The sequence below is a fragment of the Candidatus Poriferisodalis sp. genome, assembly GCF_965237655.1.
Taxonomy (GTDB): domain Bacteria; phylum Actinomycetota; class Acidimicrobiia; order Acidimicrobiales; family Poriferisodalaceae; genus Poriferisodalis.
Genome location: NZ_CBDEGB010000001.1, coordinates 160,584 through 180,337, shown reverse-complemented (window position 1 = coordinate 180,337; position 19,754 = coordinate 160,584). Strand labels below are relative to the sequence as shown.

23 protein-coding genes are annotated in these 19,754 nt (G+C 65.0%); 15 read left to right on the top strand and 8 right to left on the bottom strand.

All coding sequences use genetic code 11. The features are described from left to right. Positions 1–33 precede the first annotated feature (33 nt). From tuf to ACPXYO_RS00875, 6 genes are all read left to right on the top strand, one after another. Complete coding sequence (gene tuf, locus ACPXYO_RS00900; RefSeq protein WP_423915919.1) at positions 34–1,218, top strand: elongation factor Tu; 1,185 nt, start codon at positions 34–36, stop codon at positions 1,216–1,218. Positions 1,219–1,243: 25 nt separating this feature from the next. After that, positions 1,244–1,558: a 30S ribosomal protein S10 gene (gene rpsJ, locus ACPXYO_RS00895; RefSeq protein ID WP_323671069.1), complete on the top strand. Its 315-nt coding sequence runs from the start codon at positions 1,244–1,246 to the stop codon at positions 1,556–1,558. A gap of 220 nt (positions 1,559–1,778) precedes the next feature. Continuing rightward, on the top strand, positions 1,779–2,639 hold the full coding sequence (locus tag ACPXYO_RS00890) for a TIGR04255 family protein (RefSeq protein ID WP_423915917.1): 861 nt from the start codon (positions 1,779–1,781) through the stop codon (positions 2,637–2,639). 278 nt (positions 2,640–2,917) lie between these two features. Next, on the top strand, positions 2,918–3,118 hold the full coding sequence (locus ACPXYO_RS00885; protein WP_423915915.1) for a hypothetical protein: 201 nt from the start codon (positions 2,918–2,920) through the stop codon (positions 3,116–3,118). Between the two features lie 21 nt (positions 3,119–3,139). Next, positions 3,140–3,601, top strand: a complete 462-nt coding sequence (locus ACPXYO_RS00880; RefSeq protein WP_423915914.1) for a hypothetical protein — start codon at positions 3,140–3,142, stop codon at positions 3,599–3,601. 195 nt (positions 3,602–3,796) lie between these two features. After that, complete coding sequence (locus ACPXYO_RS00875) at positions 3,797–4,255, top strand: DUF6247 family protein (RefSeq protein WP_423915912.1); 459 nt, start codon at positions 3,797–3,799, stop codon at positions 4,253–4,255. Positions 4,256–4,596: 341 nt separating this feature from the next. Here the strand turns inward: ACPXYO_RS00875 and ACPXYO_RS00870 are convergent, their stop codons facing one another. The 8 genes from ACPXYO_RS00870 to ACPXYO_RS00835 all read right to left on the bottom strand — a co-directional run bounded on the left by ACPXYO_RS00870 (position 4,597) and on the right by ACPXYO_RS00835 (position 11,366). Beyond that, entirely contained in the window at positions 4,597–4,998 is a 402-nt protein-coding gene (locus tag ACPXYO_RS00870) for a hypothetical protein (protein ID WP_423915910.1), read from the bottom strand. A gap of 184 nt (positions 4,999–5,182) precedes the next feature. Continuing rightward, on the bottom strand, positions 5,183–5,497 hold the full coding sequence (locus ACPXYO_RS00865; RefSeq protein WP_423915908.1) for a hypothetical protein: 315 nt from the start codon (positions 5,495–5,497) through the stop codon (positions 5,183–5,185). Next, the gene (locus tag ACPXYO_RS00860) at positions 5,494–5,733 is read right to left on the bottom strand and encodes a hypothetical protein (protein WP_423915906.1); all 240 of its coding nucleotides are present in this window, start codon (positions 5,731–5,733) and stop codon (positions 5,494–5,496) included. The genes ACPXYO_RS00865 and ACPXYO_RS00860 overlap by 4 nt, the downstream gene beginning before the upstream one ends. A 315-nt stretch (positions 5,734–6,048) precedes the next feature. Next, positions 6,049–7,296: a hypothetical protein gene (locus ACPXYO_RS00855; protein ID WP_423915905.1), complete on the bottom strand. Its 1,248-nt coding sequence runs from the start codon at positions 7,294–7,296 to the stop codon at positions 6,049–6,051. Positions 7,297–7,395: 99 nt separating this feature from the next. Beyond that, positions 7,396–7,644 (bottom strand): MoaD/ThiS family protein, encoded by a 249-nt coding sequence (locus tag ACPXYO_RS00850; RefSeq protein WP_423915903.1) that lies wholly within the window; start codon positions 7,642–7,644, stop codon positions 7,396–7,398. Between the two features lie 16 nt (positions 7,645–7,660). Further along, positions 7,661–9,955, bottom strand: a complete 2,295-nt coding sequence (locus ACPXYO_RS00845; RefSeq protein WP_423915902.1) for a xanthine dehydrogenase family protein molybdopterin-binding subunit — start codon at positions 9,953–9,955, stop codon at positions 7,661–7,663. A gap of 2 nt (positions 9,956–9,957) precedes the next feature. Then, a complete protein-coding gene (locus tag ACPXYO_RS00840; protein ID WP_423915900.1) occupies positions 9,958–10,473 on the bottom strand; it encodes a (2Fe-2S)-binding protein in 516 nt (171 codons plus the stop codon). Then, the gene (locus ACPXYO_RS00835) at positions 10,470–11,366 is read right to left on the bottom strand and encodes an FAD binding domain-containing protein (protein ID WP_423915898.1); all 897 of its coding nucleotides are present in this window, start codon (positions 11,364–11,366) and stop codon (positions 10,470–10,472) included. Before ACPXYO_RS00835 ends, ACPXYO_RS00840 begins: the two co-directional genes overlap by 4 nt. A 254-nt stretch (positions 11,367–11,620) precedes the next feature. Here ACPXYO_RS00835 and ACPXYO_RS00830 point away from each other — a divergent pair, with 254 nt between their 5' ends. The 9 genes from ACPXYO_RS00830 (at position 11,621) to rplC (ending at position 19,746) form a co-directional block, all read left to right on the top strand. Continuing rightward, positions 11,621–12,646 carry an NADP-dependent oxidoreductase gene (locus ACPXYO_RS00830; RefSeq protein WP_423915897.1) on the top strand — a complete coding sequence of 342 codons (1,026 nt, stop codon included), beginning with the start codon at positions 11,621–11,623 and terminating at the stop codon, positions 12,644–12,646. 56 nt (positions 12,647–12,702) lie between these two features. Then, positions 12,703–13,668: a sterol desaturase family protein gene (locus ACPXYO_RS00825; RefSeq protein WP_423915895.1), complete on the top strand. Its 966-nt coding sequence runs from the start codon at positions 12,703–12,705 to the stop codon at positions 13,666–13,668. Beyond that, positions 13,665–15,359, top strand: coding sequence for a GH3 auxin-responsive promoter family protein (locus tag ACPXYO_RS00820; protein ID WP_423915894.1), 1,695 nt, complete (start codon positions 13,665–13,667; stop codon positions 15,357–15,359). The genes ACPXYO_RS00825 and ACPXYO_RS00820 overlap by 4 nt, the downstream gene beginning before the upstream one ends. A 23-nt stretch (positions 15,360–15,382) precedes the next feature. After that, entirely contained in the window at positions 15,383–16,513 is a 1,131-nt protein-coding gene (locus ACPXYO_RS00815; protein WP_423915892.1) for a mandelate racemase/muconate lactonizing enzyme family protein, read from the top strand. Further along, positions 16,510–16,968 (top strand): hypothetical protein, encoded by a 459-nt coding sequence (locus ACPXYO_RS00810; RefSeq protein WP_423915890.1) that lies wholly within the window; start codon positions 16,510–16,512, stop codon positions 16,966–16,968. The genes ACPXYO_RS00815 and ACPXYO_RS00810 overlap by 4 nt, the downstream gene beginning before the upstream one ends. Before the next feature lie 156 nt (positions 16,969–17,124). Beyond that, entirely contained in the window at positions 17,125–17,343 is a 219-nt protein-coding gene (locus tag ACPXYO_RS00805; protein ID WP_423915888.1) for a hypothetical protein, read from the top strand. A gap of 240 nt (positions 17,344–17,583) precedes the next feature. Further along, entirely contained in the window at positions 17,584–17,733 is a 150-nt protein-coding gene (locus ACPXYO_RS00800; RefSeq protein ID WP_423915886.1) for a hypothetical protein, read from the top strand. Positions 17,734–17,742: 9 nt separating this feature from the next. Further along, positions 17,743–18,741, top strand: a complete 999-nt coding sequence (locus ACPXYO_RS00795; RefSeq protein WP_423915884.1) for a hypothetical protein — start codon at positions 17,743–17,745, stop codon at positions 18,739–18,741. 303 nt (positions 18,742–19,044) lie between these two features. Further along, positions 19,045–19,746, top strand: coding sequence for a 50S ribosomal protein L3 (gene rplC / locus ACPXYO_RS00790; RefSeq protein ID WP_423915883.1), 702 nt, complete (start codon positions 19,045–19,047; stop codon positions 19,744–19,746). Positions 19,747–19,754: the final 8 nt, after the last annotated feature.

The window sequence follows — 19,754 nt, the reverse complement described above, 5'->3', positions numbered from 1 at the left end:
TAGGCGAGCAGAACCCCGAAAGGCGGGTACGACATGGCCAAAGAGCGTTTTGAGCGGACGAAGCCTCACATCAACGTGGGCACGATGGGACACATCGACCATGGCAAGACAACCTTGACGGCTGCCATCACGCGTGTCCTTGCTGAACAGGTCGGCGGCCAGGCAACGGCCTTCGACGAGATCGACAAGGCGCCCGAAGAGCGCGAGCGCGGCATCACGATTTCCATCGCTCACGTCGAGTACGAGACGGCGAACCGGCACTATGCGCACGTCGACATGCCCGGCCACGCCGACTACATCAAGAACATGATCACCGGCGCCGCCCAGGTGGACGGAGCCATCCTGGTCGTGTCTGCTGCCGACGGCCCGATGCCCCAGACCCGTGAGCACGTGCTGCTGGCCCGTCAGGTCGGCGTGCCTTACATCGTGGTCGCACTCAACAAGGTCGACATGGTCGACGACGAGGAGCTGCTCGAGCTCGTCGAGCTGGAGGTGCGCGAGCTCCTCAGCGAGTACGAATTCCCCGGCGACGACGTGCCCGTGATTCAGGTCTCTGCGCTGAACGCGCTCGAGGGCGACGCGGCCGCTGGCGAGCAAGTCATCGAGCTGATGAATGCGGTAGACGATTACGTGCCCGAACCCGAGCGCGACACGGACCGCCCATTCCTGATGCCGATCGAAGACGTGTTCTCGATCACTGGCCGCGGCACCGTGGTGACCGGCAAGATAGAGCAGGGCATCATCAACACCGGCGAAGAGATCGAGATCGTCGGTATCCGCAACACGCAGACCACGACGGTCACCGGTGTCGAGATGTTCCGCAAGATCCTCGACGAGGGCCGGGCCGGCGACAATGTCGGGCTGCTGCTGCGAGGCACCGGCAAGGACGACGTCGAGCGCGGCCAGGTTTGCACCAAGAAGGGCGCGATCACGCCGCACACCAAGTTCGAGGCACAGGTGTACGTGCTGAACAAGGACGAGGGCGGTCGTCACAAGCCATTCTTCTCGAACTACCGGCCGCAGTTCTACTTCCGTACCACCGACATCACCGGCGTCGTTGAGCTTCCTGCAGGCACCGAGATGTGCATGCCGGGCGACAACACCGAGATGACGGTTGAGCTCATCAACCCGATCGCGATGGACGAGGGCTTGCGCTTCGCCATTCGCGAGGGCGGCCGCACCGTCGGTGCCGGCCGGGTCACCAAGATCATTCAGTAACAGAAGCGACAAGTCAGGCGTTCACATGGCAGCACCTCGGATCCGGATGCGGCTCAAGGCCTACGACCACGAGATCGTGGACCAGTCCGCACAGAAGATCACCGAAACGGTGCTGCGCACCAATGCCAAGGTCCGCGGGCCTGTGCCACTGCCGACGGAAAAGCACCGCTACACCGTCGTGCGGTCACCCCACAAGGACAAGGACTCGCGCGAGCACTTCGAGATGCGCATCCACAAGCGCCTCATCGACGTGATCGACCCGACGGACAAGACGGTCGACTCGCTTCAACGTCTCGACCTTCCCGCCGGCGTCGAGATCGAGCTCAAGGTCCAGCCCTAGCTGCTCCGCCCTTGTGGAGGGCGTTGGTGCCTTGCTGGCGAGTGCTCCCGAAAAAGGGCGTAACCCCGGACGTTTGCCGAAGCAGGGACGTTTCCGGGGCCTTCAGCGATAACTCTAGGACTCGACGGTCTGCGATGCAGTGCCAAATCCGCCGGCGCGATGTGCGCGACGCTACGCTGAACCTCGTGCTCACGCCCTCGGCCACGCCGGGTGCCTGACGATGCCGGTCGCTCAGAATGCACCCACAGGTTCCGCGCGTCCGCCCGGGCTGCCTGACTTCGCCCAGCCCCCGGTTGTCGAAACCGTTCTAGGCGTCAGCTTCCACGAGGTGCCGGAGCTGGACACGATTCAGCTTGGCCGTCTTTGGGAGCGACATCTCGCGCAGGATTTTCCGAAGTTCGAGGAGGCGCCTCCCTACGAAGCGCCCGTCGAACGGTTTGCCCCCGAGATTGGTGCCGAGGGTCCCGCGCTCAGTCTCAGGGTCGGCGTGCCGCCTCGCCGCGTTCTCTTCTCCGCCGGGAACGATCTTCTTCAGGTCCAGCGCGATTGGTTCGCGTTCAATTGGCGAAAGACAAGTGAGCGACAGACCTACGTGAGATACGAAGCCGGTCGAGTTCGATTTGAGAAGTACTACAAGATGCTGGAAGGCTTCCTGGCCGAAGAGGCAGGCACATCACTCCATCCAACCCAGTGCGAAGTCACCTACGTCAACCACATCGATGTCGCTGGCGTCGATGAGCCTCTGCTGGACTCGGTCCTCGGGGATCTCGCGCTACAAGGTGGTACGCACCTGCCGCTGCCGGACGACATTGAGTTCTCGTGCCACTACGACATGGGACTGCTCGGCGAAACGCGCGGGCGGCTGCATGTCACGGCCCGAACAGCTACCAGACGGATCGATGCATCGAGGTTCGTCTTGCTGACGCTGACTGCTCGGGGCATGCCGCACTCACCCGACTTGGACGGCGTCTTGGCGTTTCTTGACAATGGCCGTGAGTGGGTCGTGACTGGATTCGACGAACTGACGACTGGGACGATGCATGAACGATGGGGCAAGTTGATGAAGGAGAGCGCAACCTGATGAACCCGACCGCTGCCTTGCTAGCAACTGAGGACGAGACAAGATCTTGGCCCTACGACGCATACGTATCGGCTCCATCGCCAACAACTGTCTTGACGGCTCCTCCACAATCGTCAACATGGCGCGATGACGCCGAACGCCGCATCCGCGACTTGCGTTGGCTCGGACCTGATTGGGACGGTCCGGGTTCACCAGCCGTGACGCTCCGCGCTCAGCGCGTGGCCCTGATGTTGGTCGAGCGACTCTCGGCGGCAGAAGGCCACCTACGGTCGCCTGCGGTGACACCGACGCCGTACGGCGGTGTGTTCATCGAGTGGTATGGCGACGAGTGCAGCGTCGCGTTCACGGTCGAGGCCGCCGGCGAGATCGAAATCTGCTTTGACGACCTCGAAACCGGAATTGAACGGGAAGAAACAGATCCCTGCCGCCCGGAGTTGGCCGGTGAATGGCTTCCCCTGCTCGCCAAACATCGCACCTGAGCGGGCCAACCGCCGACTCTTGTGCCGGACAGCCCGTACACGAACGACCTCGAGGGTGTTCCACCGGGTTCGTTTCTGATTCGCCGCATCAATCCGAAGTTCTGTGATTGGCATGAACTGGATGGTGAAGGACATCCGCGCATCACACGCCAAGCGGTGCAGTTCCACCGTGACGCCGAAGCCGAACGACTTGGACGCCCCGGACCAGATATGTCATTCGTCTTGCAGACCTCAGAGGAAGAGCTGGAGGAGCTAGGGAAGCGCTACCCCGGCTACGGCCTTGCGCGCATCTCCACGGATTGGATCAGGGTCGAGGGGGCGTTGGGAGCGCAACTCTGGCCCACCGACGAAGAAGCGTCGCACGTCGTCGTCTTCCGTATTGATGGCGCGTCGAGACTCTCTGGTACTCAAGCGAAACGACTTGCCGAAGGGCTGGGCGAGGGGTGGCTCGTCAGTCCTGCTCCGCCGCAAGGTGCTGCTTGACCCTCGACGAACTTGCCGCAACGATGCTCCTGACTCGACTGCGTCCGTGATCTGGTACCGAGGCAGCCACCCCAGTGCTAACCGCTGAGTACCCCCATTCGCTTCAGCGGCCGCGCGGAGCGACATGGCCCCGCGCCCAGGCGCCGAATGGGCTGTCGCGCTCGATATCTGAAGTAGTTCAGCTATGGTGTAGGCATGCAGGTGATCGAGCGGACGTTGTCGGAGTTCTTGCGCCACCCCAAGGAGATTGTGGCCGAACTCGACAACAGCGACGTGGTGCTGCGCCGACGGAGCGCGCCAGCGCTTCACCTGTGCCGTGCCGACCGAGAGGACGCGCGGTCAGAAGCCTTCAGCGGCATCACCCGCTTGCTTCGCCACTTGTCTCTTCACCACCCGGCCGCGGTCGGGACGTCCTTGCGCGAGGCATACCCGTGGACGGAGTACTTGCCCGATGAAGAACTTGCGCAGTTCGTCGAGGAGTTCGCCCGGGAACTCGCGGCAGCTGCATCGGTCGGAGAATTCAAGCCTGTTGCGCAGTTCTTGCACGAATGGAAGGCCACCGCCGAGGTGTATACCGACCCTGAGCTGCTTCGCATCCTCTCAGGGCCGATCGAGATCACGCACGGCGGACGCGTACCTCGCCCTCCCGGCTGAGAATATCTGCGCCGCAGCATGCCGAAGCGTCGAGAACGCGTTGCGCCCCCACCGCGTCCGAGTGGCTGGGATTTCCGCTTCGCGAACAACAATGCGGCAAAGGGATGGGATCAGATGTGTATAGATGCCCCATCCAACTCTTGGACTGCCTGGGACTCGATCATCGGCGATCCGCGTCGGCGGAACACGCGCCAGCATCCGCTGAGGGGTCCACATCGGCAATGTGTCGTCAATGGCGTCCAGATGGAGCAGTGGCAGCACGAGGTCACCTCAGGTGGCCGCATCTGGTACTGCATCGACGACGCCAAGCGAACGATCTGGATGACCGCAGCCAGCGTGGGTCATCCGAAGGCCACCGAGTAGGCGGATCCTGCTCGGCGTAGGTCCATGCCAGAAGTGTCCCCGCATGGAGCGCCCGTAGCGCCGCTGTCAATCTTGCGAAGCGCGGTGCTACTGTCGGATGGCTCGGGCACCTGCTGATCCCATTGCTCTTCTCTGACCTCTTTGATTTCGGGAGTGTCACCCTCGGGTGGCCGCAGTTTCGGCCTGCGGGGTGTGTCATCCGGCTGACCGGGCCTCCTAGGAGGCTTGGTCAGCAATTCGATGGTGCTGACGAACTCGGAAGTTTCGTGGTTGTCGTCGACGACCGTGAATTTTAAGCGGAGCACATCCCCCTCTGCGGCTGTGTCGGGCAGCAGGAGCCGTATCTCGGCTGTGCCATCGCTGAGGTGCCATCCGTCCACGAGATGGTCTGCGTCACCCCAAGCGCCATCGTCGGCTGCGAGATCTAGGAATCTCGCGCCGGGTGCGTCGACTCGGTCGAAGTAGCCGTCCCGATTAAGGCGCTCTCGTGTGTACTGCGGATGTTGGAGCAGTCCACGATGATCAGCAGTAACTGACGATCAGCTGAAGCACGCGGCGGCTCGCTCAGGCGGGCGGGGCCTTGCAGCCGCAGGTGTGGCACAGTTCGCTGGTCGTAGGCGGCGGGTGGTGGATGGCGTCGTGTGGGGCCTGCGGGTGGTGTCCGATGCAGTCAAGGCACCGAGTGCACCACACGACCTGCGATCGTGCGACCCGTGCTCGTGCGTCGTCCATGCGGCGGGCGACGCCGGGAAACAGGGCGCTGGCGTCGTGGGTGAGCAAGGCGTCCGCGATGCGCCGCAGCAGCGGGCCTTCGGATGGCGCGCGCGTGTAGGGCGGTGGCTCGTGGTCGGGCGGTTGTGCGGGGCGAGGGCGGGTCACGCGCTCAGGAGCGAATAGGCGGGCGTTTCCTGCTGGCCGCCGATCATCGAAGCGTTCGCCGGATTGTCACCGAACACGCTCCATGCTCCGATGTCGTCCCAGCAACCAGCCTCCCGCAGCGCAGCTTCCACCTCGGACTCGGTATCCGCTCTGATCAACCGCTCGCACAGCGCCCGCTCGTTCTCATCGAACGTGTGATTGAGTGGTTCGAAGAGGCTCGAAGAGCGGCTCGCCATCCCGGATTGCTCCCTGTCGGTGGTCTTTGATGGTGGTTACAGGAGTGAACGGATCCGCTCAGAGACTAGTGAGCGGGCCAGAACCGGTTCACAACCGATGCCAAGTCTGTACACCGCAGCTCTGTTGATTGCTGCTGCTTCGAGTGAGTTCGTTGGCGCATGATTCGGTGGGTCGCCGATGGAGGTGTTGCGTCGATGGCAGTCATGTAGTTCGCCCGGTGTCGCAAGCAGCGGCGTTCCGACACTGGTGGGAGACCGCATATTTTACTCGCTGCCGGATGCGCGGCGCAGTACAACCGACAGTGGTGAAAATTACTACCCGTTCACCACACAGCCTCCGTCGGTGCCGAGCGTACCGGGGAGGATGGGGCCAGCCTGCTCTGGATCCGGTTCATTGCCATTCAGGTCGCCAACGCACTCGACGTCGTCCGGCACGTAGGCGCGTCCGCAGAATGATTCCCAGCCAGGTCGTTCGAGAAACGTGCCGGGATGGATGAGTCCGTCGGCGCAGGTGCGATGTCGGATAATTTCGCCTGCTGCCGTCTGCCGTGGGTCGGCCTCCGACCATCCTTGGCAATCTCCGCTGGCGTCACACTCAATGCCGTAGCAGGTCTTGAGGATGGTCAGTTCATTGACGGACAGGCCAAGCGCAAGTTCGTGATTGGCTTCGAACACGTCGAGTGCGTGTTCTGACTCGCAGTTGAACGCGGTCGCGTAGATCCCTTCGACAAGAGCCGGATCGGGTTCGCGTGAGTCCGTGAGACAGCCATCGAAGCCGCCCTCGCGGAAATAGCCGTAGTCAAGCTCTCCAAGGGCGCGAGTGTTGATGATGCTCATCCTTGACGGGTCCTCTGTTGTCCGCATGGCCGCAATCGCCATCGTGTCAGCGATCAACTCCACGGCAAGCCGATCCGTGCTGAGGCCGTCGCGGTCGCTGCGGCACCCGGCGTAGTGGGCGATGAACTGACTCAGGAGCTGCCTGCCCTCGGATGTGGAACGTGTGTAGGCGTGGGCGAGTTCATGCAACACGATGTCGCTGCTGCTGGGGCCCTCGTAAGGGTTGTAAGACTTATGCTCAATTCGTAGCGCGTCCAGACTGAGCCAAACCTCGCCGGTGGCATAGTTGTAGCAACCAATAGCGCTTGCACAACTTGCTGGCAGCTCTTCGAAGAAGTTCAACTGGGCGGCATTCAGCGCCGGGTCTAACCAGTTCCAAGTCTCTGTGTGCTCCTCGACGATGGTCTCAACAATTTCCATGGCCTGCAATTGAACCTGCGGATGCAGCGCTGGGTCCGGCGCGCTGGACGGCATTTGTTGCTCGCCAACGGTCGGCGTAGTTACCATCTCCGAGGTGACCGTGGCCGTCATTCCGTCATCGAGATCTGCAGTAGAAGGCTCGAGTTCCGGCGGTGTGAGCGGAGGCAAGTGCACAGCGGGAACACCGACCGCTTTGACAGAAGGGTCACTGTCACCCCGCCACTGGTTCCACACATTGAAAGCGACTACGCCGATTACGGCACCGATGAGCGCGATCAGGGTGCCCAAAACGAGCTTCCTCAACACGGCGAGCACCCTAATCGCGTGCCCATGCGCCAAATCGTAGGCGTGGGGATGATCTGCACTATCAGCCCGAAATCGCCCGCGAGCGGGCGTTGTGCTGCTCTATCCGCCCGCGAGCGGGCGAACTAAGTGCACCTCTGAGGTTTCGGCGAGCTCTTCGAGCATCGGGTCGGGGATGATTTCGCCGTCGATGGCTACTGCCGTCGAGGATGTCTCGACGAGGTGTGCGTTCAGCGAGGGGTAGAACTCGGTGAGCTGGCGCACCAGTTCGCGCACGTTCGCTGCGTCGATCGTGACTTCGGCGACGCCGGTGTGTTTGCGTTGGTCGGTCGAGAAGTGGACGACCGCCATGGGACTTTCCCTCGGATCAGCTCTCGGCTAGCAGCGCCGCTAGCACCCGCGGTGGTGAGAGCGGCAGGTCGCTGATGCGCACACCCGTGGCGCCGGCCACTGCGTTGGCCATCACGGGCAGCGGCGGCACGATGCCCACCTCGCCCACGCCACGCACGCCGTAGGGATGCGACGGGTTCGGCACTTCCACGATGATCGTTTCGATCATCGGCAGGTCTGATGCCACCGGGACGCGGTAGTCCAAGAAGCCCGGGTTCTCGAGCGTGCCGTCGCTTGAGTAGATGTACTCCTCGTTGAGCGCCCAGCCGATGCCCTGCACAACGCCGCCTTGCATCTGGCCTTCCACGTAGCTCGGGTGGATCGCCGTGCCGGCGTCCTGCGCCGTCGTGTACCGCTCGACGGTGACCCGGCCGGTCTCGGAGTCCACAGAGATGTCTGCCACCTGGACCGAGAAAGCGGGACCGGCGCCGCGGGCGTTCAGCGACGCCGTCGCGCCGAGCGGTCCGCCCGTGCGCTTCGCGCCAGCGGTGATGGCCGCAATGGTCAGCGGTTCCTGCTCGCCCGGTTCGTGCACGGCCGAGCCGTCTACCCACTCGACCTCTTCGAGGTCGCAATCCCAGGTCTTCGCCGCACGCTTGCGCAGCTGCACCTTGAGATCGCGGCAAGCCTCCACGACCGCCATGCCAGTGGCGAATGTGGCGCGGCTGCCCTCGGTGACATCGGTGAATCCAACGACCTCGGTATCGCCCACGACCGGCTGGATTAAATGCACATCGAGGCCCAGCTCTTCGGCAGCCATCAGCGCCATGGATGCCCGGCTGCCGCCGATGTCCGGACTGCCGGTGATCACCGTGGCGGTGCCGTTCTCGTTCAGGTTGACCGTCGCGCTCGAGGCCTCGCCGATGTTGAACCAGAAGCCGCTGGCGACACCACGCCCCTGCCCAGCGGGGACTTCCGATTGGTAGTGGTCGCTGTCGCGGATCGCTTCGAGGCACTCGCGCAGTCCGATCAGCGGCCACTTGGGGCCGTATGGCGTGGGGTCGCCCTGCGACGGGCAGTTGTGGAGCCGGAGATCGATCGGATCCATGCCGACGCGTTGTGCGATCTCGTCAACCACCGAGTCCATGGCGAACGCCGCCGCCGGGGCCGACGGCGCTCGGTAGGCCACGTTGACCGGCCGGTTGAGTACCACGTCGTATCCCTCGACATAGAGGTGATCGAGGGTGTACGGCGACACGACGCACATGCAGCCCAGCATCGCGGCGATTCCTTGGAACGCCCCGTTCTCATACGCCAGCCACGCCTTCGCCGTGGTGATCGTGCCATCGTTGCGGGCGCCGACCTTCATCTTGATGATCGACCCGGGTGCGGGCCCGGTGGCCCGGAAGACATCTTCGCGGCTCATCACGATCTTGACGGGGCGGCCGGCTTTCGTCGACAGCAGCGCCGCAACCGGCTCGATATAGATCGTCGTCTTGCCGCCGAAGCCGCCGCCGATCTCTGCCGGGATGACCTTGATACGCGAGGTGTCCCAACCCAGCACCGTCGCGGTCGAAGAGCGCACCATGAAGTGGCCCTGCGACGAGCACCAGATGACGGCCTTGCCTTCCTGATCGCAGTCCACGACGCAGGCGTGGGGCTCGATATAGCCCTGGTGCACCGCTTGGGTCGAGAACTCCCGCTCGATGACGATGTCGGCTTCGGCGAAGCCCTGCTCGACGTCACCGCGTTCGTACACGGTGCGCGCCGCGATATTCGACGGCTCAGTGGGCCGCGGGTCGACGCCGCGCGTCAACAAATTGTCGTGCAGCACCGGCGCGTCGTCGGCCATCGCGTCGGCGATGTTCAGCACGTAGGGGAGCAGCTCGTAGGTGACCTCGATGGCCTCGGCCGCCGCTTTGGCTTCACGACGGGTCGATGCAGCCACCGCAGCCACCGCGTGACCCGTGTACAGCACCTTGTCGCGGGCGATGATCGTGCACATCAGGTTGCGGGTGGCGCCCTTCGGTGGTGCTTCGGGGAAATCGGCGCCGGTCACGACCGCCTTCACGCCCGGCATCGCCTCGGCTTTGGAGGTGTCGACGGAAACGATCCGTGCGTGAGGATGCGGCGAGCGCACGATGTGCCCGTGCAGCATTCCCGGCAGGATCAGGTCGGCTGCATAGCGGGCCTTGCCGGCAACCTTTTCGAGGCCGTCGTGGCGAACGGGTCGAGTGCCGACCCAGCGGTAGCCGCCTGTGCCATTGCCGCCGTTGCCGGCGGTGCCGTTGCCGTTGGTTCCGCTGGATGCGGGAGCTTCGGTGGTGCTCATGTTCAGGTGTCCTTAGTGCGTTGCGGTGCGAAGTCGGGTCCAGCGGCGGTACGGATCTGGACAGCTGCGTCAAGCACCGATCGCACGATCTTGTCGTACCCGGTGCAGCGGCACAAATTGCCGGCCAGCGCGTAGCGCACTTCGGTCTCGGTGGGGTCAGGGTTCTCGTCGAGTAGCGCCTTGGCGGCCACGAGAAACCCGGGGGTGCAGATGCCGCACTGCAGCGCGGCGCCTTCGAGGAAGCACTGCTGCAGCGGGTGCAGCCCCTCGGCGCTGGCAAGACCTTCGCAGGTGGTGATGGCCGCGCCGTCGGCTTCGGGGGCGAAGATCAGGCACGAGCACTGCAGGCGCCCGTTCATGATGATCGAGCAGGCACCACAGTCGCCGGTGCCGCAGCCTTCCTTGGCCCCGGTGAGCCCCAGCTCGTCCCGCAAGGCATTGAGCAGCGATTCGCCGTCGTCGGTGAGGAAGTCGACGGTGTCGCCGTTGACCTCGCAGCTCACATGGGTGCGGCTCATTGGGAGTCCCCTTGCTGTTGGTTGTTGGGCTGTCCGTTGCGGGTGCGGATCCGGTCGGCGGCGATGCCGGCGGCTCGACGGGTGAGCACACCGGCGACCTGGCGCCGGTAGTTGATCGTGCCCCGCTTGTCGTCGATGGGGTTGCAGGCAACGCTGGCGGCCGCGTCCGCTGCGGCCAGCGCAGCGTCGTCGAGGCGGCTGCCGACCAGCGCTACTTCTGCCGCATGCACTCGCACGACGGTGGGGGCGACCGCGCCGAGTGCAACAGCGGCCGCGCTCACGGTGCCGTCGTCGTTCAGCGTGAGCCGGACGCCGGCGCCCACCACAGCAATGTCCATCTCGGTGCGCGGGATGAGCCGCAGGTAAGCGTCTGCGGTGCTGGCCGCCGGACGGGCGAGCTCGAAGCACACCACGATCTCGCCGTGGGCCAGCGACGTCTGGCCCGGGCCCGTCACCACGTCGGCCACGGGCACTCGTCGCTCGCCCTGCGCCCCTGCGATCACCGCGACCGCATCGTTCACCACCAGAGGCGGCACAGAGTCGGCGGCGGGAGAGGCGTTGCACAGGTTCCCACCGAGGCTCGAGCGGTTCTGGATCTGGTCCGACCCGATGAGCCCGGCGGCCTCGCTCAGGCCCGGAAAGTCGGCGCTGAAGGCGGCATTGCCGGTCAGCACCGAAGAGGGCACAGCGGCTCCGACGTGCCAGGTGTCGCCCTCGAGGCTTACCGACATGAGACGGTCGATCTTCTTGAGGTCGATCACCATCGACGGCTCGGGCCGGCCGCCACGCATCTGCGGCACGATGTCGGTGGCGCCCGCGAACACGATGGCGTCGGTATCGCCAGCGAGCAGCGCCCGGGCCTCATCGATGGTGGTCGGCGCGGCATATTTCATGCGGGTAGCTCCCGATCCGGTGTCTGTGGCGGATGTATCAACGGCACCGCCTCTCGGCGGTCGTGTCCAATGCATCGCCTTTCGGCGGTCGTGAGTACACGGCAGCGGACGATAGTTGCGCTGGGCCGTGCTTGTCGCGTTAGCGAGCATCGTCGGCCGCTGGGGCGAACGCGACCCGGCCGCGAGCGAACGAAGAATGGTCGCCGGAAACCGGCCATCATGGCGGGTGCTGGGCGAGACCCAAGGAGCGAGTCATGGCTGAACAACAGGGTGCATCGCGGGTGTCCGACTGCGTCGTGCTGGCGAAGGTGCCCGACGGGCCGCTGCGCACCGAGCACTTCGTGATGCAGACCCAAGACGTGCCCGAACCGGGACCAGGCGAGGTGCTGGTGCGGGTCCAGGCGATCACGATCGGCGCGGGACAGCGGGCCGGACTGCAGGGCAGTGCCAGCTACGCGGGCGCTCCGGAGGTGGGCGTCGTGATGCGAGGCACTGGTGCCGGCGTGGTGGAGGCCTCGAACGCCGAGGGGATCAACGTGGGCGACACGGTGGTGGGCTGGACCGGCTGGCGCCGCCATGCAGTGATGGCCGGTGGCGACCTCCGCGTTGCCGATGGCTCGCTCGATCCCGCCTTGCACCTGGGTGTGCTGGGTACGAACGGGCTCACTGCCTACTTCGGCTTGCTGGATGTCGGCCGACCGCAACCAGGCGAGACCGTGGTGGTGTCCGCAGCGGCCGGCTCGGTTGGACACATCGTCGGACAGATCGCCAAGTCGCTCGGCGCCACGGTGGTGGGCGTGGCCGGTTCAGACGAGAAATGCGCACTGCTGACCGACGAGATCGGCTTCGATGCTGCCATCAACCGGCACTCGTCCGATTTCAGGGCCGAGTTCCGGGCTGCCACACCCGACCGCATCAACGTGTACTTCGACAACACCGGCGGCGAGATCTTGGGCTCCGCCCTGTTCCGCATGGCCACCTTCGGCCGCATCGTATGCTGCGGGGCCGTGTCGGCCTACGACACCGCCACTCCCGACCCCAGCCCGCGCGGCATCCCGGGCCTGCTGGTGAACAATCAAGTACGCATGCAGGGCTTCATTGTCTTCTCCTACGCCGACCGCTACGACGAGGCCCGCGCGGAGATGCGCGAGTGGATAGATGCCGGTTCGCTCGTGCCCCGTCACGTCACGTACAACGGCCTCGACACCGCGGGTGGCGCATTCGTCGACCTGCTCGGCGGCCGCACGATCGGCACCACCATCGTCCGCCTCGGCGACTGAGCCGCATGCACCGCGCATTCGGCTGCCATGCGCACGGTGCAACCTAGGCTCAGCCCATGGCGGCCGCGCCCCGGCAGGAACGAGTGGATTCTGAGCGGTACGCCCATAGTGGAGACCGATCATCCGCTCTCGCGAGGCTTGCGGTTCGAGGCTCCTATCCGATCGTGATCCTGCTGGGGATCGGCATCTACACCACATTGGGATCGCTCGGGATGCCCGTCGCGGTCGCGTCGTACGCGGCGGTGCTGGTTGGGGCGGGACTGATCACGTTGCACGAGATCGTTGTGCCCTACCGCCCCGAATGGCGCCCACAGGGTGACGACGTGCGGGCCGATGTGGCCTTCATGGCGGCCGTGCAGGTGATGTTGCCGTTGCTGCTCTCGCTCGCAGCAACGACGGCGTTTGCCGGCTGGTTGCGAGAAGGCGACCTCACGCTCGGGGGCCTGTGGCCGCATACCTGGCCAGTCGCGTTGCAGGCGGTCCTGATGATGGCCGTGGCTGACTTCTTCCGGTACTGGATGCACCGCGCGTTTCACGGCTCAGCGTTCATGTGGCGGTGGCACGCCGTGCACCACTCTCCGCACCGGCTGTACTGGCTCAACGTCGGGCGCTTCCATCCAGGAGAGAAGGCGGTTCAGTTCTGCGTTGACGCGTTGCCGTTTGTGCTCGTGGGCGTGGGAAGCGAGGTGCTTGCGGCGTATTTCGTCTTCTACGCGCTGAACGGCTTTTACCAGCACTCCAATTGCGATGTGCGCCTTGGGTGGCTCAACTACCTCATCAGCGGCCCCGAGCTGCACCGTTGGCACCACTCCGAGCTGCCGGCGGAGTCCAATCACAATTTCGGCAACAACCTGATCATCTGGGATCTGCTATTCGGGACGCGGTACCTGCCCGCGGACGCAGCCGTCGGACGGCTCGGACTGCTGAACCGGGAATATCCGACGGGCTTTGTGGCCCAGATGCGCACCCCTTTGATTCGAGGACTCGACAAGCGGGCGGTCGAGGTGACGACGTCTTCGTGACCGACGGCTTCAACTACCGCCTGCTTCGAGCTGGACTGGCCGCGGCCAGCGGGCGAACGCACCGTTCGCTCGTCGATGCGTGCGCCCATCCGCGGGCGGCTCAGGATCAAGTGCTGCAACGCATCCTGTCCGACAATGCCGGCACGGTATTCGGCGCCGATCATCGCTTCGGCTCCGTCGCAGGATTCGAGGACTACCAGCGTGCCGTGCCAGTGCAGACTTATGAGGACCTGCGGGAGGGGATCGAGCGGCAAGAGGCCACCGGCGAGCCCTGCCTTACCGCGGAACAGCCCGTCTATTACAACCAGACCAGCGGCACCGTCACAGCGCCCAAGAACATCCCGCTGACCAAGGCCGGCTTGGCCCGTATCCAACGCTTGCAGCGACTCGCTGCATACGCGTTGTCGAGGAGGACATCGGCACTCGGCGGCAAGGTGTTTGTGGTGAGCGGCGCTGCGCACGAAGGCACCATGCCAGCGGGCACGCCGTACGGCTCAGCATCGGGCCAGCTGTACGCGAGCCAGGGTGCGCTGCTTCGTCGCCGGTACGTGCTGCCCGCGTCGGTCTCCGATATCGCTGACTACGACGCCCGCTACCTGACGATGGCGGTGCTGGGTGCCGCTGACAGCTCCGTCACAGCGATGGCCACGGCGAACCCATCGACGTTCGTCCGGCTGATGGATGTGCTCAACACGCACGCCGAGATGGTGCTCACCGCAGTGGCCACGGGGAAATTGCCAGCGGGCTGCACTGTCGAGCATCGCAGCGACCAACTCGGGCTCCGTGCGGACCCGAAGCGAGCGGCAGCGCTGGGCCGGTGCCTTGAGACTGCCGGCGAGCTCACCTTTGCCGACATCTGGAGCGATCTGCGGGCCGTGGTGACGTGGACCGGGGGGAGCTGCGGCCTGGCCGTCGAGCGCCTCGGGCCGATGCTGACAAACGGCTGCCCGGTGTTCGAATTGGGTTATCTCGCCAGCGAGGTAAGCGGCACCGTCAACATCGATCCCATCAAGGGCTCGTGCGTGGCGACCTTGGCGGACAACTTCTTCGAGTTCGCAGAACGCGACGCGTGGGAGGACGCAGCCGATGAGGCTGACCGTGGCCTGCAGACCTGCACGCTCGCCGACCTCGAGACCGGACGCGACTACTACGTCATCGTGACCACGGCCGACGGTCTGTACCGCTACGACATGAACGACATCGTGCGGGTGACGGACTGGGTGGATCGCGCGCCGGTCCTTTCCTTCGTCCAGAAGGGCAAGGGAGTCACGAGCATCACCGGCGAGAAGCTCTATGAGTCCCAGGTGATCTCGGCCGTGACCGCTGCGGTCGCGGAACTCGGGACCGTCACGCCGTTCTTCATCATGCTCGCCGACGAGGCCGAGGTGACCTACACGTTGTACGTGGAATTGGCGAGCACTCCGGACGCCGTGTCGGAGGCCAGCGTGGCCGGCGACTTGGCGAGCAACATCGAGCGGTCGCTGCGACACGCCAATGTCGAGTACGACGCGAAACGAGCCAGCGGTCGGCTCGCTCCGCTGCGTGTCCGGTTCCTTGCTGCGGGCACCGGCGACGCATACCGGCGGCAGCGTGTCGCCGACGGCCAACGCGACGTGCAGTTCAAGTACCTCCGCTTGCAGTACAGCGCCGAGTGCTCGTTCGGCTTCGACGACTTCCTCACCGCCGTCTGAGCGAGATTCGACGGGGTCAGCGCGTGCAGATCCGCCACCTGAAAGCGTTCACGTTCCCGGTGCCGTTCAAGCGTGTGTTCCGGCATGCTTCCGCCAGCCGCCGCCACGCCGAGAACGTCATCGTGGCGGCCCACGCTGCCGACGGGAAGATCGGTTACGGAGAGGGGTGTCCGCGGCTGTACGTGACTGGGGAAACGGTCCCCGACTGCGCTGCATTCGTCAGCCGGTACGCCGATTCGTTCTGCGCGGATGTCAGGAGCGTGAACGATCTGCGGGCGTGGGCCGATGCCCATCGCAGCGTCATTGACGAGAATCCAGCCGCGTTCTGCGCGATGGAGATCGCCGCGCTCGATCTACTGGGCAAGGAAGGCGGCTGCAATATCGAGCAATTGCTCGGCGTTGCGGCGGGCCCGCCCGACGTGGCGTACTCGGCAGTCGTGGGCGACATGCCGTTGCCGCTGTATCGATGGCAGCTCCGTGGTTACCGGGCGCGGGGCTTCACCGATTTCAAGGTGAAGCTCTCGGGCTCACCCCGGCGTGACCGCGCCAAGCTGGCCCCGTTTGCCTCTCGAGGTTCAGGTCCGGGGACCGTTCGCCTCGATGCGAACAACCTCTGGGAGACGCCCACGCAGTGCATCGAGCACTTGGACGCACTGGGAGACGTCGCGTTCGCCATCGAGGAACCGCTGCAGGCGGGTGACATCGAGGGGTGCGCTCAGATTGCCTGTGACCGCCGCGTCAAGATCATCGCCGACGAGAGCGTGTGGCTTGCCGACCAGCTGGAGGCGTTGGCGGAGCCATCCCGGTGGATCGTCAATGTGCGCGTTTCGAAAATGGGCGGCATCGTCAGGTCACTCGACATCGTGGCCGCCGCTGTACGCGCAGGTATCGATGTCATCGTCGGATGCCAGGTGGGGGAGACGAGCCTGCTCACCCGGGCAGCGCTTCCGGTCATCGCGAGCGCCCCGGGCGCAATCGTGGCGGCGGAGGGTGCCTTCGGCACGCACCTGCTGGCCAGTGATCTCACTGATCGGACCATCATGTTCGGTCACGGCGGCGTGCTGCGGGGACGCGATGTGACCGATCGCAGCGGCGGCGGGCTGGGCCTTCGGCTTGATCCCGCAGCCGTTCTCGTGCCGCTGGAGGTCACATGAGCGATGACCGCTTCGCAGCGGCGAGCCTGGCGCTGGGCCTGGCGTTCTTGGCCCGCGTCGCGGGCCAAGCCACCCAGCGCTGGTGGAGTGTCGGCTTCCTGCCCTCGCAGGACGCATGGCAGGGCAGCAGCCTGCCGTTTCCGGCATTGTTCGTGTCCCAGATCGTGATCCTGGTGATCATCGTGGTAGCGACGCTGCGGATCCGAGCAGGCCGGAATCTCTTCGGGCGGCGCTGGGTGACGCCGGTCGCTTGGTTCGGGATCCTGTACTTCGTCGTGATGTCGGCCCGCCTGGTCCTCGGGTTCGGGGGCAGCGCCGGCGTATTCGGCGAGGACAGCTTTACCGCCCGAAGGTGGTTCACTGCCTACCTGCCGACGGTGTTTCACTTGGTCCTGGCGGGTGAAGTGCTGCTGTTCGCGGCCTACCAACGCGCTCGCCTGAGACAGACCAGCTGAGCGACCGCGGGGTTGGGGTGTTGCCCGTGACTGTCAGTGACACCGTGCCCGCATGGTTGCCGCCTTGATGTCATCGGCTTCTGCCTTGGCGTACAAGCTGTCTGTGTCGCCGAATTCTGCTTGTTCTGGCTCGACCCCGACCAGTAGCTTCAATTGGTGAGACGCAGGAAAGGAAGTGACGCTGTGGCCGCGAATCCGATGCCAGCCGCGATCAAGATCGAATCCGATACGGAACTTGTGACGCTTGCTGATGTGGACGCTGCCGTAGGCGCCGCCCCGATTCCACCGGATGAGCAGAACGGCGTGATCTACAGCAGCGACGAGGAATTCTCCGCGCACCTCGAAGCTCAGCCGTTCGATTCATCGGGCGAATAGTCCGAGCGCGTGCCAACGCACGAGATTCTTCCGTAGCTGGTCCTCCAACCCACGATCCGATCGGTCGTCTGCCGCGACGACATCAATAGGGCCGAAGCGACCGCGTCGAAACACGCTGATGGGAGCCATTTGTGCCCGCGGCGTTGCTGAAGACCATGTCGTGCGCGCCGATGGCGGTCGGGGCCCAAGCGCGCGACACAGATGGGTTGGCCCAATAGAGGTGTGGTTGACTGTTCAGCCATGAGTTTGGGTGGACTGCGGATTCCGGGGCGCGGGCAAGTGCTGGCAGCGGTCGTCGTGTTGGCCACGGCAGCGCAGTCGGATCTGTACAGCGCAGTGACGCTCGCTGGTGTGATCGAGACCGACTGCATCGTGCTCGCGGGTGACTGAGACGAACCGATGCCCGAATCCCAGCGGGTGCGTCTCGACGCGGCTGCCGAGGGCGGCTACGTCGTGGGTGGGCTTGCTGCGGTGCCGAGCGCAAAGGTCACTGGGCATGACTTGACGCGGCTTGCCGGCACTGATCGCTGGCAAACCGCACGCCTGCTGGTGGGCAACCAGGCGCGCAGTCTCGCCGGTGATGACAGCAGCGAAGCCGACGCTTCGGCTGGGGCAGAGGACCCAACCACCGACTGCACCGGCGACGTTCCGATCGTGGCAGCGTCGGATGCAGCGGCGCAGTCGGATTTGTACAGCGCCGTCACGCTCACTGGCGTATTCGGCACTGACTGCATCGTCCTCGCGGGCGCCAGGGACGAGCCGATGCCGACAGAACAGCAGGTGCGCCTCAATGCAGCAGCCGGGGGTGGCTACATCGTCGGCGGGCGCGCAGCCATGCCCGACACCAAGGTCTCCGGCCGGGACATGACCCGCCTCGCTGGAACCGATCGCTGGCACACCGCCCAACTCGTCGGCAATCAAGCCCGCATCACCGTCGTGGGCGAGGCCGCTTCCAGTAGTGATTATGAGAGGGTCCGCGCCTTGCAGGTCCCAATTGTCACCGGGAACTCGCGGGCGTTCTTGAGACAGCCTGATAGAGCGATGGCGTTTGGTGAGATGAATTTCCTGCGGCCGCATTTCTTCCAAGGCAGTACCGTTGAGGCGGTGACCGATACGACCCAGCAGCCACGGCACGACGCGAAAGCGTCAGAAGAAGGCGCCCGCCAGGTGGTCGAGGCGTGGCTGCGGTCTGGCAGTTGTGAGCCGCTTTCCCTACAGGCCGACTTGACGACCATGTTCATCGAAGGCGACGAGTCACCGTTGGGTTTCGAGGTGTGGCGGTTGGTCGCTGAGGCCATCGAGACCGGCTGGGCTGACGAGCGATTGGCCGACGCTCTGTCAAGTTCACTGGCGGAGGACGCTCGACATCCGTCGGCAGGAACCAGACGGCGAGACTGACGACAGTTCAGTCGCTGAGGGGCCCGGTGAGCGAGAGCGCTCAGGTTGGAGCGGTTGTGGGGGCTCGGTAGGCTGCTTCATTCGCGGTGTGGGAGTTCCTGCGCCGAACCGACGTCCGGCCAGGCCGGGTGCCCAAAGCCAAATGGCGGCGGGCACACGGAACCGGTCGGCACAACCGGAGAATCGCTCCGCCGGCAGTGCCGTGCGGAGCGTTTACGTGCCGCCCGGGAGGGCGGACCGGCAAGCAGAGTGCCGCCCGGGAGGGCGGACCGGCATCGACGAAGGCACGAGAGAGACGCTGACATGGCGAACAAGGCGCTCGTCGCGACGAAAGTCGGCATGACGCAGCTTTGGGATGACGAGAATCGGGTCGTCCCGGTCACCGTGCTGCGCGTGGATACATGCCGGGTCACCCAAGTCCGCACCACCGAGCAGGACGGCTACACCGCAGTGCAGGTCACCTACGGCCACCGCGAAGCCCGCAAGCTCAATCGCCCCACGGTGGGTCACTACGAGCGTGCTGGGGTCGACCCCGGCGTACGCCTCGTAGAGCTGCGGCTCGATGATGTGAGCGAAGTGACGGTCGGTGCCGAATTGGGCGCCGACCTTTTCAGTCCTGGGGAGCTCGTCGATGTGACGGCCACCTCCAAAGGCAAGGGCTTCGCCGGCGTCATGAAGCGGCACAATTTCTCGGGCCAGCGAGCCAGCCACGGCGCCCACCGCGTGCATCGCGCTCCCGGAGCCATCGGTGCCTGCGCCACGCCCTCGCGTGTGTTCAAGGGGACCCGCATGGCCGGCCGCATGGGCAGCGAGAAGGTCACCACGCTCAACCTCGCTGTCGTCGAAGCCGACGCGGAACGCGGCCTGCTGTTGGTGCGCGGTTCGGTCCCCGGACCCAAGGGTGGCACGGTCATCGTCCGCAACGCTGTCAAAGCGCCACTGGACGCGTCGGCAAACACAGCGCCCCTGGGCACGTCGGCAAACACAGCGCCGGCAAGGGTTTGAGGGGGCTG

Bases quoted from the DNA above. Each gene is read 5' to 3' on its own strand.
- ACPXYO_RS00860 (WP_423915906.1), bottom strand. From the start codon at position 5,733: ATGGCGAGCCGCTCTTCGAGCCTCTTCGAACCACTCAATCACACGTTC.
- ACPXYO_RS00800 (WP_423915886.1), top strand. From the start codon at position 17,584: ATGAGTTTGGGTGGACTGCGGATTCCGGGGCGCGGGCAAGTGCTGGCA.
- tuf (WP_423915919.1), top strand. From the start codon at position 34: ATGGCCAAAGAGCGTTTTGAGCGGACGAAGCCTCACATCAACGTGGGC.
- ACPXYO_RS00845 (WP_423915902.1), bottom strand. From the start codon at position 9,955: ATGAGCACCACCGAAGCTCCCGCATCCAGCGGAACCAACGGCAACGGC.
- ACPXYO_RS00825 (WP_423915895.1), top strand. From the start codon at position 12,703: ATGGCGGCCGCGCCCCGGCAGGAACGAGTGGATTCTGAGCGGTACGCC.
- rplC (WP_423915883.1), top strand. From the start codon at position 19,045: ATGGCGAACAAGGCGCTCGTCGCGACGAAAGTCGGCATGACGCAGCTT.
- ACPXYO_RS00835 (WP_423915898.1), bottom strand. From the start codon at position 11,366: ATGAAATATGCCGCGCCGACCACCATCGATGAGGCCCGGGCGCTGCTC.
- ACPXYO_RS00830 (WP_423915897.1), top strand. From the start codon at position 11,621: ATGGCTGAACAACAGGGTGCATCGCGGGTGTCCGACTGCGTCGTGCTG.
- ACPXYO_RS00850 (WP_423915903.1), bottom strand. From the start codon at position 7,644: ATGGCGGTCGTCCACTTCTCGACCGACCAACGCAAACACACCGGCGTC.
- ACPXYO_RS00795 (WP_423915884.1), top strand. From the start codon at position 17,743: ATGCCCGAATCCCAGCGGGTGCGTCTCGACGCGGCTGCCGAGGGCGGC.
- ACPXYO_RS00810 (WP_423915890.1), top strand. From the start codon at position 16,510: ATGAGCGATGACCGCTTCGCAGCGGCGAGCCTGGCGCTGGGCCTGGCG.
- ACPXYO_RS00890 (WP_423915917.1), top strand. From the start codon at position 1,779: ATGCCGGTCGCTCAGAATGCACCCACAGGTTCCGCGCGTCCGCCCGGG.
- rpsJ (WP_323671069.1), top strand. From the start codon at position 1,244: ATGGCAGCACCTCGGATCCGGATGCGGCTCAAGGCCTACGACCACGAG.
- ACPXYO_RS00840 (WP_423915900.1), bottom strand. From the start codon at position 10,473: ATGAGCCGCACCCATGTGAGCTGCGAGGTCAACGGCGACACCGTCGAC.
- ACPXYO_RS00875 (WP_423915912.1), top strand. From the start codon at position 3,797: ATGCAGGTGATCGAGCGGACGTTGTCGGAGTTCTTGCGCCACCCCAAG.